Raw genomic sequence first — 19,796 nt, 5'->3', positions numbered from 1 at the left:
CGTCATCCCCTCTTGGCGAGCTGTTGCCGGCGGTATTCCCGCGGCGACAACCCCATTTGTTTTTTGAACACTTTGGTGAAATAACTCGGGTCCGAATAGCCGACGCGGCTGCCGATTTCCGAGATCGGCAAACCGTCCGAACGCAGCAGTTCCTTCGCCTTGGCAATCCGAACTCGGTTCAAATATTCGCTGAACCCCTCATCGTTGTGGGCGGAGAAATAGCTCGATAAATACGACGGATTAAAGTGAAAATGCCGGCTAAGCGAGCTTAAGGTGAGCGGTTCGCCATAGTGCTCCTCGATATAGTCGAGCAGCAGCTTCATGTTGCCGTCGCTGGGGAGCGGAACGCGGGCGGCTACCAGCGGTTCCACTTCGCTTAGGAACGCGTTAAACGCCTGTAAAGCACCGGCGGCATCCCGGGCTTCATCGATCGCTTTGAAATAAGCGTATTTTAATCCGTCCAGTTCCTTCGCTTCACGGTGAAGCTCCAAGGTGGCAATGGTGACATGGAAGACAGCGTTCCCCAGGAACGATTTGAATTCAAAAGGCGTTTGCAAGTAACTGCCGGCCGCTTCGGCGGCGAGCTCCCGCAATCTCGCGAATACTTCCTCCGCCTGCCCCCGCTTCAGTCCGGACAGCAGTTCCTTCATGTCGAACGCAGGAAGCGCGCGAGCCGGAGGCAGCTCATCCGCCTGTAGGACGGTTTTCCCCGGAAAATAAAACCGAAAGCCCAGCAGCTTCTGCCAATCATCCCGATACACTTTCCCCAAGTCGCTCAGCTCTGTAAATTCGCCGCCGATAACCCACGTTGTCTCCGGCATTGCCTCCGCCTTGTTCCGCGCGTACTCGCGAATCGCCTCGATCACTTCCTGGCTGTACGCACCGGAAAAATTCAGCAGCATCAGCAACCTTTTGTCCCCGGTAAAAATACTTTGGAACCGCACCGGAACTGACAGTTCGCGTAATCGGCTTTCCAGCCCTGTCGCAAGCCCCTCCAGATACCCTTCCGGCTCCCCAGCAATCGGCCCGGCATCCGTGCCGGTCAGCAGGAACCGATCGTAGGGGAAAGCCGCCGCCAGCCGTTTATCCGGCTCCTCCGGCTCGTATCCGTCAATCAGCCGGTCAAGCAGACGGTCAAGCGGCAGCTCTCCGCGCGCTGCTTCCTGGAGCGTAAGCCCGGGGATTTTGCGGGCGGTTCTTTGCAGCACCTGCAAGAGCTCCTCCGTCTCCAGCTTGGGCTTGAGAATGTAATCCGCCACGCCGCTTTGGAACGTCGAACGCACATATTCGAATTCCCCGAAGCTGCTAAGCACGATCACCTCGACCTGCGGGTAGCGGGCTTTCAGCACGCGGGTAAATTCCTCCCCGTCCATCACCGGCATGACAATGTCCGTAATGACGATATGAGGGGACAGCTGCTCCACCAGCTTTAACGCCTCTTTGCCGTTGGCCGCCTCGCCGACAATTTGAAATCCTAGCTGCTCCCAATCCAAATGGTGCTTAATGCCCTGTCGCACCAACAGTTCGTCATCAACGATCAGAACCCGGCAAAGCTCTCTCATTTCGATCCCCCCAGCAACCATAAATGTTCACTTCTGATGACAGCGGTTACATAAAAAGTTGAAACGGCGAAATCCCGCCGCTTCAACGTCACCGCAGGTTCAGCCGATAATTCACGGCGTATTCCGCCTCTAAATAAACAGGATTAAGACCAGCACAACCGCCAGCACGCCGATGGCGTACATCACGCCCAGCCGGAGCCAATTTCGGCCCGTTTGTTGGGTATAACGCGGATTTTCCTCCCGGTTGCTTTGCGATTGCCCGATCCTTATCGTCGCGATCAAACCAAATGCCAAGATTAGAATAATGACTAGAATTAACCACACCATACTGCCACCCTTACCTTCCTATAGGAGTCGTCGTCCCTATTATATAAGACCGGGTCAATGGCGTACTATAGCATCTTCCTTCCTTGCGCTTAATATATTTGAAATCAGGAAGACGCAGGGAGGGTGGAATATGGAACTTAACCAGAATCAAGTCCAGCGCGCGATGTTCTTAGCCGCAGTGTGCAGCCAGACCTATGCGCAATTCAAAAATCCGGACGGTTCATTTGTCCTTCCGCCTCCCTATGCGCTGTACGATACGCTTGAAGCGAAATCTTTGATCGGAGTATGGGAACGCTTCGGATTTATTTGGCATTCGCCGGATGAGATCATCATCGCTTTCCGGGGAACAAGCTCGGCCTCCAATTGGATCGCCGATGCCATCGCAACCCAGCAGAAATTCAAATGGGCCAAGGATGCCGGCAGCACGCACCGGGGATTTACCGGGATTTATGCATCGGCCCGCCGCCAGATTCACTCGGCGCTGCGCCGGCTGCCAGAGGACAAAACGTTATATCTCACCGGTCACAGCCTCGGGGCCGCTTTAGCTACGCTATGTGCCATGGATATCGCCGCCAATACAAACCGGGTTCCCATCCTGTTTACGTTTGGTTCTCCCCGCGTTGGAGACCCGGATTTCGTTCAAGCTTTTACTCAGTACGTCCCGAACAGTTACCGAATTCATAACGAATTTGATGCGGTGACCCACATCCCTCCGACTGTGTTCAAGCTGCCCAAACAAGCGAAAACCTACTACTACCGACATGTCCCCGCCTCTTACCCCTTGTACTTCGCCGATACTTCATTATCTACCAATCATGGGATCGGCAGCTATTTTGCCGAATTGGCTAGGCTTGATCCGGGTTACGCACAATATTTATCCACCGTAAACCCTGCCTTCTGCCCGGAACCCTCCTAAGCGCTGAAAAAAGCCGCTGCCCGGCAACATATGCCCGGCTAGCGGCTTTTGAGTTCAATAAGGTTATTTCCCGCCGGCCGGCAGTTTCATGGAAGGCTGCTTACTAATGATCGACGAGTGAACCATCAACCCTTGTTCGTCATATACGATGAAGCCGCCGCTTCCTTCCGTGTTCACGGTAATCGTCCGCCCGGCCAAGGAAGGCTGAATGTTAAACCATCTTGCCTGGCCGCTCGGTTGAATGGTGATCTTCGATGATTTGCTCATCCAGATGCTGAAGCTCCCGGATTAACGTAAGCAACATTTGCTTGATCTGCTCACGCTGCCGCTCTTCATCATCACAAACCGCCACTCGGAACAATTCGGCCTCACCTCGCTTGGATCGTTGGTCTCCTGCCCGCACTTCTTGAATGATTATCCCTTTCGATCAGAATGCTCACCTTGGTTCTTCTTCCCCTCTGATCCAACGGGATCAGGCTGCAAAAGAACGGACCGAAAGGGGCAGATCCGCTGTTCATGCCTAGTATGCAAAAAAGCTCTTAAATTCTACAGGAGAATTCAAGAGCTTCTTACAGTTGAACGAATGCGGTCGAGAGGACTCGAACCTCCACGGGGGGTTAGCCCACACGGACCTGAACCGTGCGCGTCTGCCAATTCCGCCACGACCGCTTAGTGTTACCTCTCCGCGAAAGCCGTTAAACCATTTTTCGCGGCGACAAGATATAAAATATCATGCACCGCGAAAAGAGTCAAGCCTTTTTTTTCATTTTATTCCACTGTGATGGCATGTAATTCGATTCGGCCCGCCTCCACACTGACGGTCAGCGTGGTATCCGCTGCCTCGCCAAGCACGACGCTGAAGCGGCCGACATCACGGCTTGGAGAAAGCGTCATACGCCCTCTCTCAACCCCGTCTTGCTTTAGAGTGATCACCGCATCTTCCCGGCAAATCAACTCCAGCGTCGCCGTGTTGCCCGCTTCGATGCCGCAGAACGAATAGGCGGCAAACTCGCCGTCCGTAAGCTCCAGAGCGAGATTTTGCCAGCCGCAGTCAAACCCAAATTTCTTAGGTTGCGGCTCATCCGAGATCGGCACAATTTTCATGCCCGTTTTGGCCCGGTACTTATAAATGTTCCCTTCCGTGCGGCGTCCGCTGAACGAGATGCCTCTGCCTGGCAGCTCATCATAATCCGTGCCGCGAACCCGGCAGCCCGGCTTGCGGAACACCGCCGCTGTCACCTCTGGACGGGGAGTACAGTTCTCTACCTTAATGTTTTCCAAATAAGCATCAAGAATTTGCCGCGCACGTTCATAACTGGGCCGTGCTCCACCTTCGACATAAGCAAGCAGCTCGTCCCAGCCCTCGGGTTTGTTAACCGAATACGGCGAGTTCGCTCGCTCCATCTTCTTCCACGGCCATAAGTTGTAGCCGATCCCCAGCGACAAGGATAGCGGATACATCGCCGCAAACCACTCCAGTTCGTTCTCCCCGGTCTCGCCAAGCCATAACGGCTGGTCCAGCGCCTCAGACAGCGCCAGGAACTCCTCATACGCTTCTTTGCCAGGTTTACAGGCATACCGGTGGAAATGGATGACCATATTGGGATCGTAACGTTTATAAAAAACAGCCGTATTCGTCGCCCAATGATGCCCTTCCACTGACAGCAGATGCCGGTCGTCAATCTCCCGAATCGCCGCGATCACTTCCTCATAAAACGCCGCCAGCCGCCGAACGAGAAAATCCTCGTGTTTGCCTTCCATCAGACCGGGACGAACTGGTTCATTTAGCAGGTCGTATCCGCCGACGATCCAGCGATCACGGTACCGCCGGGCCAGCTCCTTCCACAGCTCGATCGCTTTGCTCCAGCTGTCCTCATCGGTGAACAGGCGAGGGAAATCGTCTACCGAGTCGTCAATATTGGCTCCGGTCTGTCCGCCCGGCGCACCATGCAAATCCAAGAAGGCGTAGAGGCCAAACTCCTCGCACCAATCCAAACAACGGTCGATCAATGCAAATCCGTCCTCTTTCCAGCGAATGCCCGGTTCATCCTCCATCAGCACTCTCCAATTCAAAGGAATGCGGACCGAGTTATATCCCTGCTCCGCCATCCGCCGAATATCTTCGCGGGTCACATAGTTCTCTCGGAAACGCTTCCAGAACTGCTCAGCATAATCCCTTCCGGCCAATTCCTGAATGACGGCCTCAATCCGCCGCGGGCGATCGAACCGGGAGTGATGGGATAACCACATATAACCTTCGCACAAGAGCCAATTGCCCAGTCCCCAGCCCGTCAGCAGGATCTCTTCTCCATCCCCGTTGACGATTTTTGTTCCCTCTGCGCGGAGAAAGCCTTTCACCCGCGAGCGATCCGTTTGTTCGAGCATCGTTCATGTCCTCCCCCTGTAGATCGGTTTGTACGCCAATCATTATAGCACCCTATTCCTGCTTGGGAGGGGAATCCCGATATTTGCGCCATCGACCCGAAAAGTGCACACCTCCTGTCCATACCAAAATCAGATTCTCGCATAAGATGCTAGAAGATTGAAATAAATCTTCGCGGCGTGAAATTGAAGGAGGCTGAACCGTTATGCCAGAGAATGGGGGCAAACAGAAGAAACTAATCATTGAGATTCATTTTAACGATTGGGGAGGAACGCCGGAACGGACAACTCGAAACTGGATTGAGAAAAGGCTGGCTCTGTTCATGACCTACACGCGAAAAAGCTTGCAGCTGCAAACCTCGCAAGATTTTTCCTGCTATGTCATCTACGATCCCGCCTCCGAGCGAATAATCCGGGAAATCCTCGACCGGTACGTACCTCTGCCTAGAAATATTCAGTTTGTGACGCCAAGGGGTTATTATGCCCATGTTTCCGAAGATATCGCAGGCTATGACTGCTACTACCGGGTGTATCTATCGAGCGACGATATGTACCACAAAGATTTCATCCGCAGACTGCACGCTTATACGCCGAAAAAAAATACAGCCGCATTGGTCCCCCAATACGGCTACATTTACGATTCGGTGCAACACCGGCTGGGCAAATTTTTCTTCTGGCTGCCGAGCTACGGCGCGACAATCCATGATGTCGGGAAGTTTCTGCAAGGTCAGCGGCCGAATTTCAGCTGGCGTGACGCGCTAAAGGTGCCCCATGAGTTTATCCATGTCAAAGAACCGATTTGGATCAATCATATCCATGCTTTAAACACAGGAATGTCCTTTGAAAGAGTAAAAACCTGGAAGACTCCCGGCATCAAAGATGCCATGACGATCGAGCCCTGGTCGGACAGCCAGCGTGCCAAAACCTTCTTTGGCCCGGAAATCGTCAGCCCAAGCGAAATCAAACGGGTGTTGTCCAACTTTTTCTAGTGCCGCTCCACTAAGGGTTCCGGCTTGGCGGTCCGCTTCGAGCGGCACGCCGTCAGTTCAACGTCTTCCCCGTTTTCGATATAAAAAGCCGGACCCTCGTGGTTTTCAATCGACACTTGGTTAAATCGTACGTCCCGCACATTTCCCAGGTAGAACCCGCGCCGTGCCGTCTCCTCGATTCCATCCATCATGGCGGGGCGGCCGGGAACCGCGTCCTTCGCCATGGAAATCTCGATTTGGTCGAAGGTGACTTCGGAAATGTACTGCTCCGCCAACCCGTACAAGAAGCCGGCAGCGGCGTGCACCTCGCGCGCCGTGATGTCGGAGAAATGAATCCGCCGGAACTGCGGAGTTTCCTCCGTAACGGGATAAGGATTTTTGTCCCACACGTATTTCTCCTTGCCGCGTGGACCGCAGAAATAATACAGATTCATAATAAACGGACAGATCACGTTTTCCATGACGAGGTTGCTGACGCGGATATCCTCGACGATACCTCCGCGGCCGCGTCGGGACTTGAGCCGGATGCCGCGGTCCGTGTGCTGGAAGACGCAGTTCGAAATCGTCACGTTCCGGATATTTCCGCTCATCTCGCTCCCGATCACCACCCCGCCGTGACCATGAATCATCGTGCAGTTTGTGATCGTAATGTTCTCACAGGGAACCCGCTCCGCCGTTTCTTCGGTGCCTGCCTTGATCGCGATACAATCGTCCCCGACATCGATATGGCAGTTGCTGATTCGCACATTCGAGCACGATTCCGGGTTAATTCCATCCGTATTGGGGGAATCCGCCGGGTTCAGAATCGATACGTTGTCAATCGTCACGTTGTGGCAGCGAATCGGGTTGACCGTCCAGCTGGGCGAGTCGACCAGCGAAACGTCCCTGATCGTCACCCGCCGGCAGCGGTCGAAGCTGATCAGCTTCGGACGCGGATAGTGCAGCTCCTCCGGACGGTTGCGCTGCTTCTCCCACCAGGGCTGGCCGTTCCCGTTGATGCAGCCGCTCCCCGTGACGGTCACATTCTCGAGATCTTCCCCGTAGATACAGGAGGCATGAACCTCCCGTTGCACCCCTTCCCATCTTGACTTTACGACCGGATAATCATCCGGGTTGGTGCTGAAGGACAACACCGCCCCGGGACTTAACCTAAGCTCGATATGGCTCTTCAGGAAAATCGCTCCGGTCACGAACGTCCCGGCCGGCACGACCACCGTGCCTCCTCCGGCTTCGCTTGCCGCCGTAATCGCGGCCTCGATGGCCGCGGTTGCCGGAACCCCGCTGTCCTTCACCGCACCATAATCAACGATATTATATGTGCACATCCGCGGGATCCTCCATTCTGCTGAGGAACATTTCCATTTGGGTGCAGGCCATCACAAACGCGCCAACCCCGTGCAGATCGTTTTTCACTTTCGGGCGCGCAGCGTAATGGTCATAATCCCCGGCCGATGTGCCGATACAGATATCCGGCAGCACCAAACGGCCTTTATCGTCCCATTCCACCACCCGGGTCAGCCCTTCATATCCCCTCAATGCGGCTTGCCCGGCGTCTTCACCGGCAAGGCCCTGCTGCACCGCCTTCGCCAGGGTGTATACGAACAGGCAGGAGCCTGACGTTTCCAGCCAGTTATCCGGCCGATCGCCTTTGTCGACCACCTGATACCAAAGCCCACTCTCCTTGTCCTGATAACGGATCAGCGCATCCACGAAACTCGATAACGCCCCCGCGAGCTCCTCCCGCCCGGGCTCATCTGCCGGCAGCAAATCGAGGAATTGAGACAACGCCAAACCATACCAGCCCAGCGAGCGGCTCCAAAATTCCGGTGAACAGCCGGTTTCCGGATCCGCCCAAAGCATCCGCCGGCTCTCATCCCAGGCATGGTACAGCAAACCCGTCTTGGCATCGCGCATATGTTTGCGCATCAGCTTCTCCTGGTGCAGCACCTCTGCCCGAAGCCCTGCTTCCCCAAACGCATTCGCATATTTCAGCGAAAACACACCGGCCATATAGAGACCATCCAACCACATCTGATAAGGATACTTATCCTTGTGCCAATAACCGCCCTCGCTCGTGCGGTTCAGCGTCAGCAACAGGTAGCGCAGTTTATCGGCTGCTATCCGGTATTTGGCCTTCCCGGTCCGTTCGTATAACGTGAACAGCAGCAATCCGGCCTGCACGGCATCCAGCTCATCGCGAGCAAACATCAAATTGCCCTGCTCATCCACCAGATCATCCACGTATTGTTGAATGTACTTGATGTACTTCTCATCCTGAACGACCTCCCACAGTTGCTCCATGCCGCACAGAAAGACGCCTTGATGATAATGCCAGCGATGGTCGGGAGGGAGAGTTCCCGCATCCGTGTAAATGTCCATCATCGAATCGCATGCCTTCTTCGCCCATTCCAAGGGAGTGTCTGGACGTTGCCTCATCTTTTCCCAGCTCCTTCCGCTTCGTATTTCATCGCCATGGATCACTCAACCTTTCATCGACCCCAGCAAAGCCCCTTTGGCAAAATGCTTCTGCAGATACGGATACACCAGCAGAATCGGCAGAGTGGCAACCACGATGACCGCCATCTTGATCGTCTGATCCGGCGGCGGTACGGTTCCATCCAGCTCAGCGCTGTGGTCCAGCCCGCTCGCGAGCACGACGATTTGCCGCAGCAGCACCTGGATCGGCCATTTGGCGCTGTCGTTCAGATACAAAATCGCCGACATGTACGTATTCCAATACGTAACCGCATAGAAGAGCGAGATCGTAGCGATCGCCGGCATCGACAGCGGCAGCACGATTTTGAACAAGATGCCAAAGTCGTTGCAGCCATCGATCCGCGCGGACTCCTCCAAGCCCTCCGGAATGTTCTGAAAGAAGTTCTTCAGAATGATCATATTAAACGCGCTGATCGAGGAAGGAATGATCAGTGAGGCGTACGTATCGATCATCCCCAGCTCCTTCACAACCAGAAACGTCGGTATCAACCCACCGTTAAACAGCATCGTAAAGACAACCAGAAAATTGATCGTTCTCCGGCCGTCGAGGTCTTTACGGGCCAACCCGTAAGCCATCAGCGCCGTCAGCAGCATGCTGAACAACGTACCGATCAGCGTGACGCCAATCGAGACGCCCATCGCCTTAAAGATCGTATTCGTTGAAAAAATAAACCGATAAGCCTCCAGACTCCACACTTTGGGAATCAGCACGAATTTGTTCGCCGCCAGCTCTGCGTTTGTCGTAAATGAACCGGCCACGACATGCACGAAGGGCAGCACCGTTATCAACGCAATGATGGCCAGCAGCGTAAAATTGATTGCCGCGTAAATACGGCCGCTGACCGATCGGTCCTCTACCATCAGTAAACGCCCTCCTCCCCGAACTTCTTGGATAGTTTATTGACCAGCATGACCAGGATCAGGCCGATGACGGATTTGAAGAACCCAATCGCCGTGCTGTAGCTGTATTGCCCCTGCCGCAGCCCCGCGGTGTACACATACGTGTCGATAATTTCCGCAACCTGCCGGTTCATCGAATTCAGCAGCAGATAGACATGCTCGAAGCCCAAATCCAGCACATGCCCGATTTTTAAAATAAACAGCGTAATGATCACGCCCCGAATCGACGGAAGCGTAATATGCCACACCTGACGCATCCGGCCGGCTCCGTCCATCCGTGCCGCCTCATACAATCCGGGATCGATGGCCGCCATGCCGGCCAGGTAAATGATCGTCCCCCAGCCAGCCTCCCTCCAAATCACCTGAAGGATGTACATCGGTCGGAACCAGTCGGGATTCAACAGGAAGTTGATCTTTTCAAAGCCGAAGTACACCAGCAGCTCGTTAATAATCCCGCCATCCATCGTCACCATCACGTAGGTAATCGACACGATGATGACCCAGGACATAAAATGCGGCAAGTAAACGAATGTCTGGAACAGCCTTTTGAAGAAGTTCCCTCTCAGTTCGTTTAGCATCAACGCCAGGATGATCGGCACCGGGAAATAGATAAACAAGTTGAGCGCAAACAAAATCACCGTGTTTTTCAAAATGACCATAAAGTCCGGTTCCGTAAACAGCCGCTGAAAATGCTCCAATCCTACCCATTCGCTGCCCCGGATGCCGTTATACGGCTTGTAGTTCTGAAAGGAAATGATCAGCCCGTACATCGGCAAATATTTGAAGATGATGAAATACAGCACGCCGGGCAGCAGCATCACATACAGCCATTTATTTCTCCACAGCCGCTTGCGGAGCTGTGCGGCCTTCGCACGTCTTTCGGGCGGTGGAAGCTTTGGCGCGAGTGAACTAGGAGCTGTTGCGTCTCTCATACGAATCTTCCTCTCTTATCTCGCTGCGTTATATTCCTCGATAATCTTCGAGCCGCCCCGGCTCTTCCATTGCTCGATCGCTTTCTCGAAGCCCGCCTTGTCGATTTGACCGTAAATATATTGATACGTGGCGTCCGTAATCAACTGCTGCAGCTCCACGCCCTTCTCCGCGTAGGTTTGCGAATCCAGCGCCGCCGTAGGGTCAGGCACGCCCACCTTGACGTTTTCCTTGATTAATTCTTCCGCATGGATCCGGCCTGGCAGCGTATTGTAGCTTTCGTACATGCCGTTGGTTTCGGGTTCCCCGATGACGCTGTCCTTAAACGGCTTCACTTCGCGCTCGATCAATTCTTTGTTATCCGCAGCCTTGGCTTTGCCTTCTACGACCGTATAGTGCGTGCCTTCAATGCCCCAGTACATCAAATTGGCTACTTCCGGCGTCATCATCTTGTCAAAGAACGCCAAAATCTTCTTGAGCTCCGCTTCATCCTTCACCGCCGATTTCGGGAACAGAATGATATTGTTGTAGCCCGGAATCATCCACTGGGCGAACTTCCCGTCGGGACCGGCTACCATGCTATGCGTGTCGAGTACGGCGTCCGGCACATTTTTGATCAGATCCTTGTTCAGCGAATCGATGTCCTGCATGGACCCGCCGATATAGAGCCCGGCCTTGCCGCTTGTGAACATATTGACGGCATCGGTTTTGCTGGTCGCTGCAAAGTCCTGGTTAATGTAGCCGTTATCCCGCAGCTTCTTAAAGAAATCCATCGTATCGATATATTGCGGGAACATAAACTCCGGCAGCAGCTGGCCGTCCTTCTCGCCCCAGTTGTTTGGCGTACCGAACCAAGCGGATACCGTCTTGAACGCTCCGTAGACCAGCTCGTTCCGGTCAGCGATTCCGATCGTATCCTTTTGGCCATTTCCGTCCGGGTCTTGTTCCGTAAACGCCTTGGCCATTTCAAACAATTCGTCCACATTGGCCGGTGCGGACAAGCCTAACTTATCGGCCCAATCTTTGCGGTAAATGATCCCTTGGCGTGCCAGCGGTCTGCCGATATAGAGGGAGTACAGCTTGCCTTCCACCTTCGTATTGTTCAGAATTTCCGGCTTTAATTTGTTCAGGTTCGGAAATTCGCTTAAGTACGGGCCGATTTCCCAAAACTGTCCGTCCTTAATCGCTTCTTTCATTTGAATAAACGTGGTTTGGTTTTTGAGGTAGGTGACTTGAGGCAAGGAGCCCGTGGCAAACGCGGTGTTCAGCTTTTCTTCATAGGTGTCCGCCGGGAAAAACTGATAGTTCAGCTTCGTGTTCGTCAGCTTCTCCAGCTCAGCTTTGATCGTATCCGGCGGCGTCTCCGACGTATTTAACGGCAGCATAATCGTAATTTCCGTTGGTTTCTCCGCCTCTGCGGTTGTGTTCCCGCCGTTGTCAGAAGTAGACGCGGCAGGCTCTGTCGCAGCTGAACTGCCGCCCCCCTTATTGTTAGCGCTTCCACAACCGGCCAGCACAACGCTTAACGATAACAGTGTGGTCAGAATGAGGATGAAGGATCGTTTCTTCATAACCTTTGGACCTCCCATGGTTTGGATTGCTTACTCTTCCACGGTATCGTCATGGCGGCAGTACGGAAACAATCATTTCCTCATAACGGCAGCTGCTAAGCGTTGAACCTGAACTAATGATTATCGGCGTGATAGCGCTTCCTCAAATTCGCGGATTACGGCTTGACCGCCGCTTTGCTTCCACCGCTCAACCTCTTGGCGGAAGCCGTGGGCGTCGATGCGCCCCAGGATATAATTGTAGGTGGCATCGCTAATGATCGTGGACAGCTCCGCACTCTTCTCATCATAAGTCGGCGAGCTGAGCCGAACCGTCGGATCGTCCACCAGGAACGCTTCGTTGTCTTTGCTAAGCTGTTCGGCGATTTGAGTCAAATGCTCTTTTTGCGCGACCTCCATCAAATTGGGGTTACTGATATCGGCGATCATCAGCGAATATAACGGATTCACCTCGTTCACCCGCAGCTGCGACGTTTCCTCCGGCAGAATGACCATCCCGTTCTCCGTCCGGTAGTGTCTGCCTTCGAAGCCATATTTCATTAAATTGGCCACATCCCGATCCATGGTCCGGTCGAAAAACCGCAGCGCATCTCTCAGATCCTCCTCCGTTGGAATCATCTTCTTAGAAAATAGATACAGGCCGTTAAAATTCGGAATCGACCATACTTTATAACCGTACGGACCTTTGATCCGGTTCACCAGCGTAAAATCCGCATCCGGGTTGATGGCCCGCGCTTCAATGGCAAGGCGCTGAACGTCGGTCATACTTCCGATCAAAACGCCCGCCTCGCCGCGGATGAACCGATCCCGTTGCACCTCTTTGCTTGTCAGCGGAAAATCCGAGTTAATCAGCTTCTCGTCGTATAGCTTTTTCATAAAATTCATCGTATTCAGATATTCATCCGTCATAAATTCCGGAATGACCCGGCCATCCTCGATCTTCCAGTTGTTTGGGGTACCGAAATAAGAGCTGAGCGTCTTAAAAATACCGTACACCAGATCGTTCCGATCCACGACGCCAAGCGTGTCCTGCTTCCCATTGCCATCCGGATCCCCATATGTAAACTGCCGTAGCACTTCATAAAGCTCATCCAGCGTTTTGGGCTCCTCCAAACCAAGTCGCTCCAGCCAATCCTTGCGTAAAATGATCCCTTGCCGTGAGGAAGGTCGTTCGGTATAAAGCCCATATATCTTTCCGTCTACAGCCGCCTGATCTAATATGTCCGGATCCAGTTTGCTCAGGTTCGGAAACTCCGCCAAATACGGCCCAATTTCCCAAAAGACGTCGGAGCGGATCGCATTCTTTACCAGATGATAATCAGAAAATTTCACAAAGCTGACCTTGGCAAGGGAGTTTGTGGTTAACCCCGTCATCATTTTGTCGGTATAGACGCCCTCCGGCACCCATCTAAGATCCAGCCGAACATCGGTTAACTCCTCGATCTTGGCTACAATCTCCTTTGATGGCGGCTGAGGAAAATGAAGCGGCACCAAAACGGACAAATAAGGCCGATCAGGATCGGATGCCTGGAGTTGCGTGTTCCGGTTCATACACCCGCTTAGCAAGGAAACCAAGAGTACGAGCACGAGTAAGAGTAGCGCAATCGCGGATAATCCGCGGCCCCCGTCTTTTGTTCTAATCATTGGTCAAAGCCCCCCCAAACCGAAGAATAATACAAAATGATTATTGCCTCACGAGATGATTATTGCTATTATTTGACAGACGTCATACACTTGGAAATAACGACTTTTTAACGATAAGGTCAGGTGCTGAGATTGGTGAAACCTTTAAGCTTCTTAAGCAAACTGATGATTTTTACAATCGCCGTAAGTACGCTGCCCGTCCTGTTCATCGGTACGTTCTCCTATCTGACTTCAACCCGGGAAATCCAAAAAAATGTAAACCGAAGCAAAATTGAGCTAATTTCGCAAATTAACTCCAATGTAGAACGGAAGTTAACAACTGTCAACCAAACGTTAAATCAAGTCGTGAACTCGACCGTACTCAAAAGGGCTCTTCAAAACCCGTTAACTGAAAGCGATTTCAAATTATATAACGACCTGCGTAATGAAATCCGAAACATGCAATCCTTCGACACGAGGCTGGAGGACGTCGTTCTGATTAACCTGCAGCAAGACTGGATGGTGAAGAACTCCGGCTTGTACCGGATGAGCGAATATAAGGACCGTGAAGGCCTTGAACGGTTGATGGACACGCCTAATGACACCACCTGGATGTTAACGCCGTCCTCCTGGTTTTACAGCGAGGAGAATGCGGATTCCGCACCTTGCCATTATAGCATTAGCCTGATCAAGAAGCTGCCGGTCTCCAGCTTGCACAAATACGGGCTGGCGTTGGCTAATTTTCCCGCCTGCAGCCTGCAGGACGTTGTGGCGACGGACATCCAGACGGAGGACATCGTCATTGTCGTAGACGAGCGCGGGCAAATCCTGATGCATCCCGATCCGTCGCAGATCGGGCAGCAGCTGGAGGAGACCGGATGGGAAGATACCTCCCTGCTAGCGGACGAGGCCCAGCCCTCCGGGCAGTTTCAGACAAACATCGGCAAGAAGGCCTATGCCGTCACCTACTTGCGCTCCCAGCTGAACGGATGGATGTATCTCTCGGTAACCTCCATCGGCAGCCTGACCCGGGAAGCAGGAAAAATCGGGCTGTTCACCTTCTATGTCTGCCTATTCATGCTGGTGCTGTCGATCGGGCTGGCTTGGTTTGGTTCGCGTCGGATGTACTCGCCGATTGAACGCCTTCTGCATCTGATCGGCCGGCGCAAAACCGATGTCCGCCGGGGGCATGCCGATGAATTTGAGCTCATTGGCGAAGAGTATCATCGTTTGTTCCAGTCCAAATCGCAGCTCGAAACGGAAGTTCGTCAGCATATCCGACAAGTGCGGGCTTTTTCCTTGATTGAAGCGTACCAAGGGCATTACACCAAAAGCCAATTACTGGAGAAGCTTGAACAATACGGCTACCAGGAGCAGATCCACGCTTGGCGAACGATGGCGGTATTCACCTTAGCCCTGGATTTTACGGAGGATTCGGCCTATGCCAAAAAGGATCTCAACCTGCTTCTGTTCGCCGCGCAAAATATCATCGAGGAACTGCTGGATCCCCAAAGCCGGTTCACTCCCGTGATTATGGATCAGACGATCGTGACGTTGATCGGAAGTCCTGAAGAGGGGCCCGATTCGTTTCGCCAAGCCGTTTATGCCTGGACGGAGAAGCTGCAGCACGAAATCCATCAATGCCTGAAGGTCCATGTCAGCATTGGCTTAAGCCTGCCATTCCAGTCTATCGCGAAGCTGCCCATCGCTTACCGCGAAGGGATGGAAGCATTGAAATATCGAATGAAGCTGGGGACCGGGGTCATTATTCAATACGAGAACCTCAACTCCGGCAAGCATGTCCTGAACGTCAATTACCCGACGCATAAGGAAAGCAAGCTGCTAGACGCCATCAAGCTGGCGGAAACGGAGAAAGCCAAGGAAGTGAACGCGCGGTTGTTTAACTCCTTGTTTAGCCAGGAGCTGTCGCCGCAGGAATATCAAATTCCGCTGACCCGCCTGCTGAACAATCTGCTGGTGATGATGCAGGAAGCGGGGATCGCCTTGCACCAGATCCGGCCTGCAGGCAGCGGCTCATTATTTGAAGAGATGCTGGGGCTGCACACCAAAGCGGAAATCGAGGATTGGTTCTGGACGACGGTCATTCAACCGATGATCCGCATCTTTAATAACCGGCAAAACGCCCAATACCAGAACATTTCGGAGAAGATTATCGATTTGATTCACCACGAGTACGACACGGATCTGACCTTGGAGGCTTGCGCCGCCCGTCTTCATTACAACGCGAACTACATCAGCAGCATTTTCCGGAAAGAAACGGGCTACTCCTTCAGCGAATACCTCACGATGTACCGCTTCAAGATGGCCAAAGAATGGCTGCGCAACACGGAAATGCCCGTCAAGGAGATCGCAGCCAAGCTGAGATACAACAACTCGCAGAACTTTATCCGTTCCTTCCGAAAGGTAGAGGGTATGACGCCGGGGCAGTATCGGGAAGCTGAGTCTGCGCATTCGCCGGGGAACATTCGGAAATCGATTTAAAGCCGCGTGTGCAGTGTTCGTTGGCTGGGGGCTTTTGCAGGATTATCCCGTATGATAGAGGGGCGTGCCCCTGAATGGAAACACACTCACTGCAGCGGGATCAAAACATACTCTTCATATCCCGCTTCGGTTTTGGAGCTCACTTTTTGGGAGGCCTTATCCTTTGATTCGATATAAAACTGCATGATCTCAAAAGCAACTTCAACCTGTCCCCGATTTCTTTCCGAAGTTAACTTGCGGACCGCGGGAGACAGCAGTTCAGGACATCCGCTCGTACAGAGGACGGTCAACTCAAGCTCCATTCCATGTGAGGCATTCGCAACGATCATGCCAACAAACTCATTTACCACGATCCCGCTGCCCCCTTGAAACCGCGCCAAAAAATCGGGCAGCTTGTCCACGTTATCGGCTGTCAGCACGAAAACCGCTTTCGGTTCGAGCTGAGCCGCATCCATGATCGTCTTCATCGTGTTCTCGTTCGTGAAGTCGTCCAGCACCAAAAAGCGCCGTTCGCTAGTGGCCGATCGCTCTCTCCATAAGGTGAACGCCTTCCGGTAATCAATCACAACTTTATGAAACAGCGGATCGTCTATAGGGGTGTCGAGCAGCACGATCGGCACCCCAAAGCTAAAGTGGATGGAGATGTCCCGGAATACTTCCTGCTTTACTCCGGCCAACAGCACCCCATCCACCTCCCGCTGCCGGATGATCTCTGGATTGGGTCGCTCAGCGTCCATCCCCAGCACGAGCAGGTGATAACCTGCCTGCTTGCAGAGCGCTTCCATCCGTTCGGCCAACCTGCCGTAATACAGCTGCTTCCATACCCCGTCCCGCTCGCCGCGGCTAAAGAGCAAGGCTACCATGCCGGATTTACCCCGGACAAGCGAACGTGCCGCAAGACTTGGGATATAATTCAGCTTATTCGCGGCTTCCAACACTCGGCAACGCGTTTCTTCCGTAATTTTCTGGTTGTCTACGTTATTTAAAATGTAGCTGACCGTCGCCACCGAAACCTTCGCTTCACGGGCGATGTCTTTCATCGTTGCTTTTTTCACATCTAACACCTCATCGATTCACTAGCACTCTGGTAGGATGACAGCATATCCCTGAAGGCAACTGCTACTGACTTGTCCCGCATAGAATCAGGAAGTTGAATCATCCTCCCATTCCTCCACATTGAAATGCAGACGAACCGGCTCGGAGGTGTCGAAGCGTCGACTCGTTTTTCTGCGCTCATGGCAACCAAAGCCCCGGGATACCTTCACATCAAACGCCAGATCTCTGGGCAGCAAAAAGCTTCCCTGGTAGAAACCGTCCCGAACTTTCGGGATTTCGAACCCCGCATGGATTTGAGCATCCGCCGGGGTAGACGGAGGAACGGTCACGCTGATTTCGACCTGCACGTGATCGGATAATTCCGGAATCACCTCTATGTTTGCCGTTCCTGTAAGGCCGCCGAATTGAACCGCTACGTCGGCCTTCCCTGAGGCTAGCGGAACAATCAAGCCGTTGGATCCCACCGTCAACACTTCCGGACAGTCCACCTTATATTCCGCCGTGAGTAAACTCATTTCGAAGCCCGTGTCATAGGTCACCTTCGGATACAGCCGAACCCGGTATCCTTCTAGCCCGACTTGCCTTCTCCCGGCCAGCCTCAGGCTGCAAGGGCGTCCAATCTCGCCAAACAGATACATCAGCGGACGATGCAACCGTCTTGCCCAATCGGCTTGGGAGTGGCCTGCCGTCTCGTCGAGCAAAAACATCAAATCCTCGCCCGGCGTAAAGCCGCTTTCGATCATTTCATCCACAAACGCCCGTACGTGACGAGGCATGATAAGCCCTTCCGCTCCTCCGATATCGACCCAAACACGCAACGACGGCGGTTTCACCGGGAAGGAATGGTATACTTTTTGTTCGATCAGCGGCTCCTGTTTGTTCGTACCGTCCCCTTGCTTATTCACCACCGCATGCACCAGAAATGGCGACAGGATCGCCACCTGCCCGAATACGTCCGGCCGGCGAAACGCGATATGATACGAGACAAGTCCCCCCGCGGACGAACCGATGATCGCCGTATGCTCCCGATCCGTCAAAGTACGAAACCTAGCATCGATCATCGGCTTCAGCTCCTCGATGAGAAACCTTTCGTACAACTCCCCCTTACAGGTCGTATGGAAAGCTTCCCGAACTCCCGGATGATTGTGAAAATACTCCGAGCCCCGTTGATCCGAAATGGACGAGACGGCTACGATAATCACTTCTTCCATCCGGCCTTCCCGGCTTAACCGCTCCGCCGTTTGATGCATTTCCCACGAATCTCCCTTCGCGTCGGACGCAAACATATGCTGTCCATCCTGCGCATAAAGCACCGGGTACCGACGATTCTTCGACTCCGCATAAGAAGGGGGCAAATAGACGTAAACCTCCCGCGAATTCCCCAAAAGCTTGGAGTGCACGTTGGCAAGTGTGACGATTTTCGCTCCCATTCCTAGTCACCCCTTCGATAGACAATTTCAACTTAAACGATTAAGCTCTATAACTTATACGTTTAAGTTTAAATCGATATTAGGCTAGCTTTTTCGATTTGTCAACGCGATTCCCCACAAAATGAAACAAAAAAAGCTCCTGATTCACCCTAAAGGCAAATCAAAAGCTCTTCTTCGTTAAAATCAATGCGGTCGAGAGGACTCGAACCTCCACGGGGGGTTAGCCCACACGGACCTGAACCGTGCGCGTCTGCCAATTCCGCCACGACCGCATAATCGGTATCGTACAAAATCATATTTTGCAGCGACAAGATAGATCATACCACGTCCAACCCAAAAAAGTCAATGCCCAACTTTCGGATAAGCCCCCTTGATTAAAAATAATCTATTGGGTTATGATAAGAACATAAGTTCGCATAAAGAGGTGTTGACCTATGGCCGTTCCCGGCATTAAGGAAGAGGAACTCGCGCTGATCAAGAGCGCGTTGCTGCTTGGTTTTTTGCAAAAAGTATTTCAAAGGGACGCCCGAATTCTCGAGCAAAGCGGGCTGCTGAAGAGCCCCGAAGCTTACGTTGAACTCATCCGCAACGGCGAGCGGCGAGCGGCGCTGGTTCTCTCGGAAATCCACGGCAATCTCCGCGAGCGGAACATCGCTATCGAACGCATTCACCAGGATGAGAACGGCATTCAGGCGGAATACCGTTGCCGGGGCTATCGCGGAAAGATGAGGATTTTGTGGGCCGGCCTGCAACAGGAGGTATCCTCCCGGATGCGCGCTTATTTGAACGGAACCGCCCAGGCGGCAGGTTCGTCCCGGAGAGAACGCATGGAAAAAGGGAACCTCAAGGCACATCTCCTTCCTTAAGTTCCCCTTTTCCCTCATATCTTAATCCACCGGCGAAATTCTAGGCTCTTTCGCAGGCTGATAAATGTAATTGCGGTCCAGCTTCACCACGTTGCGGTTCGGTTTGCGGATTAACACATGCGTGTCGTCCCAAGCTACGACGATTCCCCGCACGTCGTTTTCCGGAAGGCCGTCGCGTACGACGCGTATTTTTTCTCCGGACAGCCGGTATTGGTCCAATAATTCATCCGAGATCATCGGATACCCCAC

Annotated in this window: 17 protein-coding genes and 2 tRNA genes; 4 read left to right on the top strand and 15 right to left on the bottom strand. The window is 53.1% G+C overall.

What is annotated here, in order from left to right:
* Positions 1-2: 2 nt before the first annotated feature.
* Positions 3-1,562, bottom strand: coding sequence for a response regulator transcription factor (locus U9M73_RS03435; RefSeq protein WP_323076285.1), 1,560 nt, complete (start codon positions 1,560-1,562; stop codon positions 3-5).
* Between the two features lie 129 nt (positions 1,563-1,691).
* Positions 1,692-1,889 carry a hypothetical protein gene (locus U9M73_RS03430; RefSeq protein WP_323076284.1) on the bottom strand — a complete coding sequence of 66 codons (198 nt, stop codon included), beginning with the start codon at positions 1,887-1,889 and terminating at the stop codon, positions 1,692-1,694.
* A gap of 130 nt (positions 1,890-2,019) precedes the next feature.
* Here U9M73_RS03430 and U9M73_RS03425 point away from each other — a divergent pair, with 130 nt between their 5' ends.
* A complete protein-coding gene (locus tag U9M73_RS03425) occupies positions 2,020-2,805 on the top strand; it encodes a lipase family protein (RefSeq protein WP_009222836.1) in 786 nt (261 codons plus the stop codon).
* Positions 2,806-2,868: 63 nt separating this feature from the next.
* On the opposite strand, the gene U9M73_RS03420 is transcribed toward U9M73_RS03425, so the two are convergent.
* From U9M73_RS03420 to U9M73_RS03410, 3 genes are all read right to left on the bottom strand, one after another.
* The gene (locus tag U9M73_RS03420; protein ID WP_009222835.1) at positions 2,869-3,072 is read right to left on the bottom strand and encodes a hypothetical protein; all 204 of its coding nucleotides are present in this window, start codon (positions 3,070-3,072) and stop codon (positions 2,869-2,871) included.
* Positions 3,073-3,389: 317 nt separating this feature from the next.
* Positions 3,390-3,474: transfer RNA gene (locus U9M73_RS03415), tRNA-Leu, on the bottom strand.
* Between the two features lie 99 nt (positions 3,475-3,573).
* The gene (locus U9M73_RS03410; RefSeq protein ID WP_323076282.1) at positions 3,574-5,190 is read right to left on the bottom strand and encodes a glycoside hydrolase family 5 protein; all 1,617 of its coding nucleotides are present in this window, start codon (positions 5,188-5,190) and stop codon (positions 3,574-3,576) included.
* Positions 5,191-5,393: 203 nt separating this feature from the next.
* On the opposite strand from U9M73_RS03410, the gene U9M73_RS03405 reads away from it, so the two are divergent.
* Positions 5,394-6,176 (top strand): glycosyltransferase, encoded by a 783-nt coding sequence (locus U9M73_RS03405; RefSeq protein WP_009222832.1) that lies wholly within the window; start codon positions 5,394-5,396, stop codon positions 6,174-6,176.
* Here U9M73_RS03405 and U9M73_RS03400 read toward each other — a convergent pair.
* The 6 genes from U9M73_RS03400 to U9M73_RS03375 all read right to left on the bottom strand — a co-directional run bounded on the left by U9M73_RS03400 (position 6,173) and on the right by U9M73_RS03375 (position 13,714).
* Positions 6,173-7,501 (bottom strand): glycoside hydrolase family 28 protein, encoded by a 1,329-nt coding sequence (locus U9M73_RS03400; RefSeq protein ID WP_323076280.1) that lies wholly within the window; start codon positions 7,499-7,501, stop codon positions 6,173-6,175. The genes U9M73_RS03405 and U9M73_RS03400 overlap by 4 nt on opposite strands.
* Positions 7,488-8,612: a glycoside hydrolase family 88/105 protein gene (locus tag U9M73_RS03395; RefSeq protein WP_323076279.1), complete on the bottom strand. Its 1,125-nt coding sequence runs from the start codon at positions 8,610-8,612 to the stop codon at positions 7,488-7,490. The genes U9M73_RS03400 and U9M73_RS03395 overlap by 14 nt, the downstream gene beginning before the upstream one ends.
* Positions 8,613-8,657: 45 nt before the next feature.
* A complete protein-coding gene (locus U9M73_RS03390; protein ID WP_323076278.1) occupies positions 8,658-9,533 on the bottom strand; it encodes a carbohydrate ABC transporter permease in 876 nt (291 codons plus the stop codon).
* A complete protein-coding gene (locus U9M73_RS03385; protein ID WP_009222828.1) occupies positions 9,533-10,504 on the bottom strand; it encodes an ABC transporter permease in 972 nt (323 codons plus the stop codon). The genes U9M73_RS03390 and U9M73_RS03385 overlap by 1 nt, the downstream gene beginning before the upstream one ends.
* 15 nt (positions 10,505-10,519) lie before the next feature.
* Positions 10,520-12,073: an extracellular solute-binding protein gene (locus U9M73_RS03380; RefSeq protein ID WP_323076276.1), complete on the bottom strand. Its 1,554-nt coding sequence runs from the start codon at positions 12,071-12,073 to the stop codon at positions 10,520-10,522.
* A gap of 120 nt (positions 12,074-12,193) precedes the next feature.
* Complete coding sequence (locus U9M73_RS03375) at positions 12,194-13,714, bottom strand: extracellular solute-binding protein (protein WP_260071340.1); 1,521 nt, start codon at positions 13,712-13,714, stop codon at positions 12,194-12,196.
* 135 nt (positions 13,715-13,849) lie between these two features.
* Between U9M73_RS03375 and U9M73_RS03370 the strand changes: the two genes are divergently transcribed.
* Positions 13,850-16,195: a helix-turn-helix domain-containing protein gene (locus tag U9M73_RS03370; protein ID WP_323076274.1), complete on the top strand. Its 2,346-nt coding sequence runs from the start codon at positions 13,850-13,852 to the stop codon at positions 16,193-16,195.
* Positions 16,196-16,281: 86 nt separating this feature from the next.
* On the opposite strand, the gene U9M73_RS03365 is transcribed toward U9M73_RS03370, so the two are convergent.
* The 3 genes from U9M73_RS03365 to U9M73_RS03355 all read right to left on the bottom strand — a co-directional run bounded on the left by U9M73_RS03365 (position 16,282) and on the right by U9M73_RS03355 (position 18,953).
* Positions 16,282-17,250: a LacI family DNA-binding transcriptional regulator gene (locus U9M73_RS03365; protein WP_260071338.1), complete on the bottom strand. Its 969-nt coding sequence runs from the start codon at positions 17,248-17,250 to the stop codon at positions 16,282-16,284.
* Positions 17,251-17,337: 87 nt separating this feature from the next.
* Positions 17,338-18,681 carry an alpha/beta hydrolase gene (locus U9M73_RS03360; protein WP_323076272.1) on the bottom strand — a complete coding sequence of 448 codons (1,344 nt, stop codon included), beginning with the start codon at positions 18,679-18,681 and terminating at the stop codon, positions 17,338-17,340.
* A 187-nt stretch (positions 18,682-18,868) separates the two neighbouring features.
* Positions 18,869-18,953 (bottom strand) — tRNA-Leu (locus U9M73_RS03355).
* Positions 18,954-19,115: 162 nt separating this feature from the next.
* On the opposite strand from U9M73_RS03355, the gene U9M73_RS03350 reads away from it, so the two are divergent.
* Complete coding sequence (locus tag U9M73_RS03350; RefSeq protein WP_009222822.1) at positions 19,116-19,547, top strand: YhjD family protein; 432 nt, start codon at positions 19,116-19,118, stop codon at positions 19,545-19,547.
* Between the two features lie 21 nt (positions 19,548-19,568).
* Here the strand turns inward: U9M73_RS03350 and U9M73_RS03345 are convergent, their stop codons facing one another.
* Positions 19,569-19,784 (bottom strand): hypothetical protein, encoded by a 216-nt coding sequence (locus tag U9M73_RS03345; protein WP_009222821.1) that lies wholly within the window; start codon positions 19,782-19,784, stop codon positions 19,569-19,571.
* Positions 19,785-19,796 lie beyond the last annotated feature (12 nt).

Source organism: Paenibacillus phoenicis, from assembly GCF_034718895.1.
GTDB classification, from domain to species: domain Bacteria; phylum Bacillota; class Bacilli; order Paenibacillales; family Paenibacillaceae; genus Fontibacillus; species Fontibacillus phoenicis.
Note: the sequence above shows the minus strand (reverse complement) of the source record. Positions and strands in the feature narration are given on the sequence as shown.